Raw genomic sequence first — 8,489 nt, 5'->3', positions numbered from 1 at the left:
GCTAAAGCATTTGCAAGTGGCTCCCACGTGCTGCCGGGTCTGGAGAGCCCGTGCACGAGGACCATCCACGGACCATGGTCGCCTGCCACAAAGTAGGCGGTATCGCCGTCGGAAAGACACGCAGTACTGGCCCCTGAGTTCACCTGGGCCGCTGTTTGGGATGCAGCCGAGCGATTTGCCGCGAACAGCATTGCGTCCGCGCCTTTCCGCAGAACGCTCGCTGCGACCCGCGATGAACCTGAGCTAATCTCACACCGCGCTGTGTTAAACAGGTTAGACAGTTAGTTCTCGCGGCGCATCGAAATGTGATGGCCGCACAGCAGTTTCACAGCGGCGGCACGCGGCCAGCATGGGCCGAGCAGACACAGAATCGCACAGCGAAAGCACCTCGCGTGCGATTCTGTGTCTGCTCGCGGCAGTTAGCGGTAGACCTACCGGTAGTCCGAGTAGCCGTAGTCGTCCAGTGGTACGGCGGCTCCGGTGGCCTGGCCGAAGTCCGGGCTGTAGTACTGGTCCTCGTAGGACGGGATCGTGTACGCCGCGGCCCGGGCTTCCTCGGTGGGCTGCACCGCGATGTTGCGGTAGCGGTTGATCCCGGTTCCGGCCGGGATCAGCTTGCCGATGATCACGTTCTCCTTCAGACCGTTGAGCTTGTCGCTGCGGCAGTTGATCGCCGCGTCGGTCAGCACCCGGGTGGTCTCCTGGAACGACGCCGCGGAAAGCCACGAGTCGGTGGCCAGCGACGCCTTGGTGATACCCATCAGCACCGGACGGCCGGCGGCGGGCTCGCCGCCCTCGGCCACCACCCGGCGGTTCTCGGCCTCAAACTCGGCGCGGTCGATCAGCGAACCGGGCAGGAACTCCGTGGCGCCCGAGTCGATGATGGTGACCCGGCGCAGCATCTGGCGCACGATCACCTCGATGTGCTTGTCGTGGATTGACACACCCTGGGCGCGGTAGACCTCCTGGACCTCGCGGACCAGGTGAATCTGCACCTCGCGGGGGCCCTGCACCCGCAGCACCTCGTGCGGATCGGCCGAGCCTTCCATCAGCTGCTGGCCCACCTCCACGTGGTCACCGTCGGAGAGCACCCGCTCAGAACCGTCCTCGTGCTTGAACACCCGCAGGCGCTGGCGCTTGGAGAGCTTGTCGTAGACGACTTCCTCGCCGCCATCGTCGGGAACGATGGTGATCTTGTAGAAGCGCTCACCGTCTTCGAGCCGGACCCGGCCGGTGACATCGGCAATGGGCGCCTTACCCCGCGGCACCCGGGCCTCGAACAGCTCCTGCACCCGCGGCAGACCGCCGGTGATGTCCTCACCCACACCACCCTGGTGGAAGGTGCGCATGGTCAGCTGCGTGCCGGGCTCACCGATGGACTGGGCCGCCACGATACCGACGGCCTCGCCGATGTCGACCAGCTTGCCGGTGGCCATGGACCGCCCGTAGCAGGTCGCGCAGACGCCGGTGCCGGTGGTGCAGGTCAGCACAGAGCGCACCTTGATCTGAGTGATGCCCGCGGCCAGTAACGCATCGATCGACGGGTCACCCAGGTCCTCGCCGCGGGCGACAACCACGTTGCCGGTCGCGTCCACCGCGTCGGTGCCCAAAGTGCGTGCGTACGCCGAGGTTTCGATGTACGGGTCACGGATCAGCGCGGCCTTGCCATCAACAGGGGCCTGCCGCTCGGCCAGTTCGACGACGATGCCACGCTCGGTCTGGCAGTCGTGCTCGCGCACGATCACGTCCTGGCTGACGTCCACCAGACGACGGGTTAGGTAACCGGAGTCAGCGGTACGCAATGCGGTGTCCGCCAAACCCTTTCGCGCCCCGTGGGTGTTGATGAAGTACTCCAGCACGGTCAGGCCTTCGCGGAACGACGACTTGACCGGGCGCGGAATGAACTCACCCTTGGGGTTGGTCACCAGACCCTTCATGCCGGCCAGCGTCCGGGTCTGGGTGAAGTTACCGGTGGCACCCGAGTCGACGATGGTGATGATCGGGTTGTCGCTGGGGTAGTGTTCCCGCAGCGCCTGCCCCACCTCGTCGGTGGCTTCCTTCCAGATCTCGACCAGGGCCTCGTTGCGCTCGTCGTGGTTCAACGCACCACGCTGGAACTGCTTTTCAACCTTCTCCGCGCGCTCTTCGTAGGCGTCCAGAATCTCCTTCTTGCGCGGCGGAACCAGTACGTCGGCCATCGACACCGTGACCCCACTTCGGGTGGCCCAGTAGAACCCGGCGTCCTTGAGCTTGTCCACCGTCTGGGCAACCACGATCATCGGGTAACGCTCGGCCAGGTCGTTGATGATCGACGCCTGCACCTTCTTGTGCATCTGCTTGTTCACGAACGGATACCCTGGCGGCAGCAGCTCGTTGAACATCACTCGGCCCAGGGTGGCTTCGGCCACCCAGGCCTCCCCCGGCTGCCAGCCGTTAGCGCCGAACAGCTCGGCCTCGATCTCGGCCGGCGGACGCAACTGCGCCAACCGCACCTTGATCTTGGCCCGCACCGAAAGCAGACCGCGGTCGGCCGCCATGATCGCCTCGGCCGGCGAGGAATACACACCGGACTCCGGGCTGTCGCCGTTGGCCGGCTGGTACTCGCCCTTGTCACCCGCGACCTCGGTGGTCAAGTAGTACAGCCCGGTCACCATGTCCAGTCGCGGCATGGCCAACGGGCGGCCAGACGCTGGCGAAAGGATGTTGTTGCTTGACAGCATGAGGATGCGGGCTTCTGCCTGTGCTTCGGCGCTCAGCGGCAGGTGCACAGCCATCTGGTCCCCATCGAAGTCGGCGTTGAACGCCTCACAGACCAACGGGTGCAACTGAATAGCCTTGCCTTCCACCAACATTGGCTCGAAGGCCTGGATTCCGAGGCGGTGCAGGGTGGGGGCACGGTTCAGCAGCACCGGGTGCTCGGCGATGACCTCTTCGAGCACGTCCCACACCTGCGGACGCTGGCGTTCCACCATGCGCTTGGCGCTCTTGATGTTCTGCGCGTGGTTGAGGTCGACCAGCCGTTTCATGACGAACGGCTTGAACAGCTCCAGCGCCATCAGCTTGGGCAGACCGCACTGGTGCAACTTGAGCTGCGGTCCCACCACGATGACGCTACGACCCGAGTAGTCGACGCGCTTGCCCAGCAGGTTCTGCCGGAACCGGCCCTGCTTCCCCTTGAGTAGATCGCTCAACGACTTCAGCGGACGGTTACCCGGTCCAGTAACAGGTCTGCCCCTGCGGCCATTGTCGAACAGCGCATCCACCGACTCCTGCAGCATCCGCTTCTCGTTGTTGACGATGATCTCGGGGGCACCGAGGTCGATCAGCCTCTTGAGCCGGTTGTTGCGGTTGATCACCCGGCGGTACAGATCGTTGAGGTCGCTGGTGGCGAACCGGCCACCATCCAGCTGCACCATCGGGCGCAGCTCCGGCGGAATCACCGGGACCGCGTCGAGCACCATGCCCATCGGCGAGTTGCCGGACTGTTGGAACGCCGCAACCACCTTCAACCGCTTGAGCGCACGAAGCTTCTTTTGCCCCTTGCCGCTTCGGATGACCTCACGCAAAACCTCGGCCTCGGCTTCGATGTCGAAGTTTTGCATCAGCTTCTGGATCGACTCTGCGCCCATGGCCCCGGTGAAGTACTCGCCGTAGCGGTCCTGCAGCTCACGGTAAAGGTTCTCGTCCACGATCAGTTGTTTGGGAGCCAGCTTGGTGAAGGTGTTCCAAATGTCTTCCAGCCGGTCCAGCTCCCGCTGTGCGCGGTCACGCAGCTGACGCATCTCGCGCTCGCCGCCGTCGCGAACCTTCCGCTTAGCATCCGCCTTCGCGCCCTCGTTCTCCAATTCGGCCAGGTCGGCTTCCAGCTTTTGGGCACGTGCCTCCAGATCCGCGTCCCGCTGATCCTCAACGGCCTTGCGCTCCACCATCATTTCGGCTTCAAGGGTGGACAGCTCGTTGTGCCGCATCTCCTCGTCGACCGACGTGATGACGTAGGCGGCAAAGTAGATGATCTTTTCCAGATCCTTGGGCGCCAGGTCCAGCAGGTAACCTAAGCGGCTCGGCACGCCCTTGAAGTACCAGATGTGCGTGACGGGTGCGGCCAGTTCAATGTGGCCCATCCGCTCCCGACGTACCTTGGCGCGGGTCACCTCGACGCCACAGCGCTCACAGATGATGCCCTTGAAGCGCACCCGCTTGTACTTGCCGCAATAGCATTCCCAGTCGCGAGTCGGCCCGAAGATCTTCTCGCAGAACAAGCCGTCCTTCTCCGGCTTGAGCGTGCGGTAGTTTATGGTCTCGGGCTTCTTGACCTCGCCGTAGGACCACTGCCGGATGTCCTCTGCGGTGGCCAGGCCGATGCGGAGTTCATCGAAGAAGTTGACGTCTAACACGTAACTCCCTTTCCCCTTGCGGGTTTAGTAACTGCAAAAAGGCTCAAAGAGGCTCAAGCCAAGTCCTCAACCGAGGCGGATTCGTTGCGCGACAAGTTGATTCCCAGGTTGGCCGCGGCTCGCTCCAGATCCTCGTCCTCACCTTCACGCAGCTCAATCGCCGCACCATCGGACGAGAGCACCTCGACGTTGAGGCACAGCGACTGCAGCTCCTTGAGCAGCACCTTGAACGACTCGGGAATGCCCGGCTCGGGGATGTTCTCGCCCTTGACGATCGCCTCGTACACCTTGACCCGGCCGACGGTGTCGTCCGACTTGATGGTCAACAGCTCCTGCAGCGTGTAGGCCGCGCCGTAGGCCTGCATGGCCCAGCACTCCATCTCACCGAAGCGCTGGCCACCAAACTGCGCCTTACCGCCCAGCGGCTGCTGGGTGATCATCGAGTAGGGGCCGGTGGAGCGGGCGTGGATCTTGTCGTCCACCAGGTGGTGCAGCTTCATGATGTACATGTAGCCAACCGTCACCGGGTACGGGAACGGCTCGCCGCTGCGCCCGTCGAACAACATCGCCTTGCCGTCGGCGTCGACCAACACCTCACCGTCACGGTTGGCCAGTGTGGACGACAGCAGACCCTGCAGCTCCTCTTCCCTGGCGCCGTCGAACACCGGAGTCGACACGATTTGGTTCGGCTCGGCGCTGCGCAACTCCGCAGGCACGTTGGCCGCCCAGTCGGGTGAACCCTCGATCTTCCAGCCGGCCTTGGCCACCCAGCCCAGGTGCGTTTCCAGGATCTGGCCGATGTTCATCCGTCGCGGCACTCCGTGGGTGTTCAGAATGATGTCCACCGGGGTACCGTCCGGCAGGAACGGCATGTCCTCGGCCGGCAGGATCTTGCCGATCACGCCCTTGTTGCCGTGCCGTCCGGCCAGCTTGTCACCATCGGAGATCTTGCGCTTCTGGGCCACGTAGACGCGGACCAGCTCGTTGACGCCGGCGGGCAATTCGTCGTCGTCCTCGCGGGAGAACACCCGAATGCCGATCACCTTGCCGGATTCACCGTGCGGCACCTTCAGCGAGGTATCGCGGACCTCGCGGGCCTTCTCACCGAAGATGGCCCGCAACAGCCGCTCCTCCGGAGTCAGCTCCGTCTCCCCCTTCGGGGTGACCTTGCCGACCAGGATGTCGCCGTCACGGACCTCGGCCCCAATCCGCACGATGCCCCGTTCGTCCAAGTCGGCCAGCACCTCGTCGGAGACGTTGGGGATGTCGCGGGTGATCTCCTCGGCGCCCAGCTTGGTGTCGCGGGCATCGATCTCATGCTCCTCGATGTGGATCGAAGTGAGGACGTCCTCTTCGACCAGCCGGTTGGACAGGATAATGGCGTCTTCGTAGTTGTGCCCCTCCCACGGCATGATCGCCACCAACAGGTTCTTACCCAACGCCATCTCACCGTTTTCGGTGCACGGACCATCGGCAATCACCTGGCCGGCCTCAACCCGCTCTCCGGTATCCACGATCGGCGACTGGTTAGCGCAGGTGCCGTGATTGGAACGGGCGAACTTACGCATCCGGTAGGTGTGCCGGGTGCCATCGTCGGCCATCACGGTGATGTAGTCGGCGGACACCTCTTCGATGACCCCCGACTTGTCGGCGACGACAACGTCACCGGCGTCGATCGCCGCGCGCAACTCCATACCGGTGCCCACCAGCGGCGCCTCACTGCGCACCAATGGGACCGCCTGACGTTGCATGTTGGCACCCATCAGGGCACGGTTGGCGTCGTCGTGCTCGAGGAACGGAATCATGGCCGTGGCCACCGACACCATCTGACGTGGCGAGACGTCCATATAGTCGACCTCAGACGACGCGACGTACTCCACCTCGCCCGCCTTGCGGCGGACCAACACACGCGGCTCGACGAAAACCTGCGCACCTGCTCCGTTGTCCTTCGTCGGCGAGTTGGCCTGAGCCACGACGTGGCGGTCTTCCTCATCGGCGGTCAGGTAATGGATCTCATCCGTAACAACTCCGCTGACGACGCGTCTATACGGCGTCTCAATGAACCCGAACGGGTTGACCCGCGCGTACACCGACAGCGAGCCGATCAGACCGATGTTCGGACCTTCCGGAGTTTCGATCGGGCACATCCGACCGTAATGCGACGGGTGCACGTCACGGACCTCCAGCCCGGCGCGCTCACGCGACAGACCGCCAGGCCCCAGCGCCGACAGCCGGCGTTTGTGGGTCAAACCGGAAAGCGGGTTGTTTTGGTCCATGAACTGCGACAGCTGGCTGGTGCCGAAGAACTCCTTGATCGCGGCCACCACCGGGCGAATGTTGATCAGCGTCTGCGGAGTGATCGCCTCGACGTCCTGAGTGGTCATCCGCTCCCGGACGACGCGCTCCATCCGGGACATGCCGACCCGGATCTGGTTCTGGATCAACTCGCCCACGGTACGCAACCGGCGGTTGCCGAAGTGATCAATGTCGTCGGTCTCCACCGGAACCTCGACACCGCCAGGAACCGTCATCGTCGGCTGGCCCTCGTGCAGGCGGACCAGGTACTCGATGGTGGCAACGACGTCTTCCTCGGTCAGCGTCGTCGCGGTGGGGCTGCCCGTCTGGACCGGGGGTAGTCCGAGCTTCTTGTTGACCTTGTAGCGGCCCACCCGCGCCAAGTCGTAGCGCTTCTCCTTGAAGAACAGGTTCTCCAACAGCGTCTGCGCGGACTCCTTGGTGGGCGGCTCGCCCGGACGCAGTTTGCGGTAGATGTCCAGCAGCGCCTCGTCGGTACCGGCGGTGTTGTCCTTCTCCAACGTCGACATCATGATCTCGGAGAAGCCGAACCGCTGGGTGATCTGCTCGCTGGTCCAACCCAGCGCCTTGAGCAGCACGGTGACCGGTTGGCGCCGCTTGCGGTCGATGCGCACACCCACGGTGTCTCGCTTGTCGACGTCGAACTCCAGCCACGCGCCGCGGCTGGGAATCACCTTGACGCTGTGCAACGTCTTGTCGGTGGACTTGTCGATGGTCTCGTCGAAGTAGACTCCGGGCGACCGGACCAGCTGGCTGACCACCACGCGCTCGGTCCCGTTGATGATGAAGGTGCCCTTCTCGGTCATCATCGGGAAGTCGCCCATGAACACCGTTTGACTCTTGATCTCGCCGGTGTTGTTGTTGATGAACTCGGCCGTGACGAACAGCGGGGCCGCGTACGTCATGTCTTTGTCTTTGCACTCGTCGACCGGCGCCTTGACTTCGTCGAAGCGGGGGTCGGAGAAAGACAGCGACATCGACCCGGAGAAGTCCTCGATCGGCGACAGCTCATAGAGCACCTCTTCGAGCCCGCCGACTGGGGTGACATCGCCTCGTGCGATGGCGGCTTCGCGCCAGCGCTGCGAGCCGATCAACCACTCGAACGAGTCGATCTGCACATCAAGCAGCCCCGGAACCTCCAGCGGTTCGCGGAGCTTTGCAAAGGAAACCCGGTTAGGCGCTCCAGGAACGGAGCTGTTTGAAGAACTTTGTGGGCGGTTAGTATTGCGTTGGCGCAAATCAGCCAAGATGCGTCCTTCCAGCACCTCGTGCGACCAACAAGTGCCCCTGATGAGCCGGTGTGAGCCGGTGTGAGCCGGTACCCACCTCGCCTGTTCGCCGCAGATAGTTGTGTCGGTTTGGCCGGCGAACAAACTACCCGGCCTCACGCGCGCAACCGAACAGCTGAGCCACAAAACTGGGCTCAGGCTAAGACCACGGTGTCAAGTGGCGGGTGAGGTGGGCAGGAAGTAGCCAGCGCAACGTCCAACACTAGCGCAGGACGGCGCATTCCTCAAATACTTATATCTATCTACTTCCCATCCAGGGAAGATCGGCGCTGGCTGGCATCTCGACTCTCCCGCGGACAACATTCTGCCCAACAGATTGACCCGTTTACGGCCCGGCGTCAAGGGGGACGGGCGTCAAGTTACCCCAAGTCATCGGGAAATCGTTTAGTAACTGCCCGTGAGACGTGCAGTGTCGACGCAAACACATTAAGCAAAGATCGACGACCTCAGCACCAAAAGGGGCCGGCGCCGCAAGTGACTGACGGCAGTG

General features: G+C 63.4%; 2 protein-coding genes. Both read right to left on the bottom strand.

All coding sequences use genetic code 11. The features are described from left to right. Positions 1-431 precede the first annotated feature (431 nt). On the bottom strand, positions 432-4,394 hold the full coding sequence (locus F0Q45_RS22340) for a DNA-directed RNA polymerase subunit beta' (RefSeq protein ID WP_149655997.1): 3,963 nt from the start codon (positions 4,392-4,394) through the stop codon (positions 432-434). A gap of 53 nt (positions 4,395-4,447) precedes the next feature. After that, on the bottom strand, positions 4,448-7,957 hold the full coding sequence (gene rpoB, locus F0Q45_RS22335) for a DNA-directed RNA polymerase subunit beta (protein WP_373425064.1): 3,510 nt from the start codon (positions 7,955-7,957) through the stop codon (positions 4,448-4,450). Positions 7,958-8,489 lie beyond the last annotated feature (532 nt).

Source organism: Mycobacterium simiae, from assembly GCF_008370645.1.
Classification (GTDB): Bacteria; Actinomycetota; Actinomycetes; order Mycobacteriales; family Mycobacteriaceae; genus Mycobacterium; species Mycobacterium simiae_A.
This window is presented reverse-complemented; position numbering and strand designations above follow the sequence as displayed.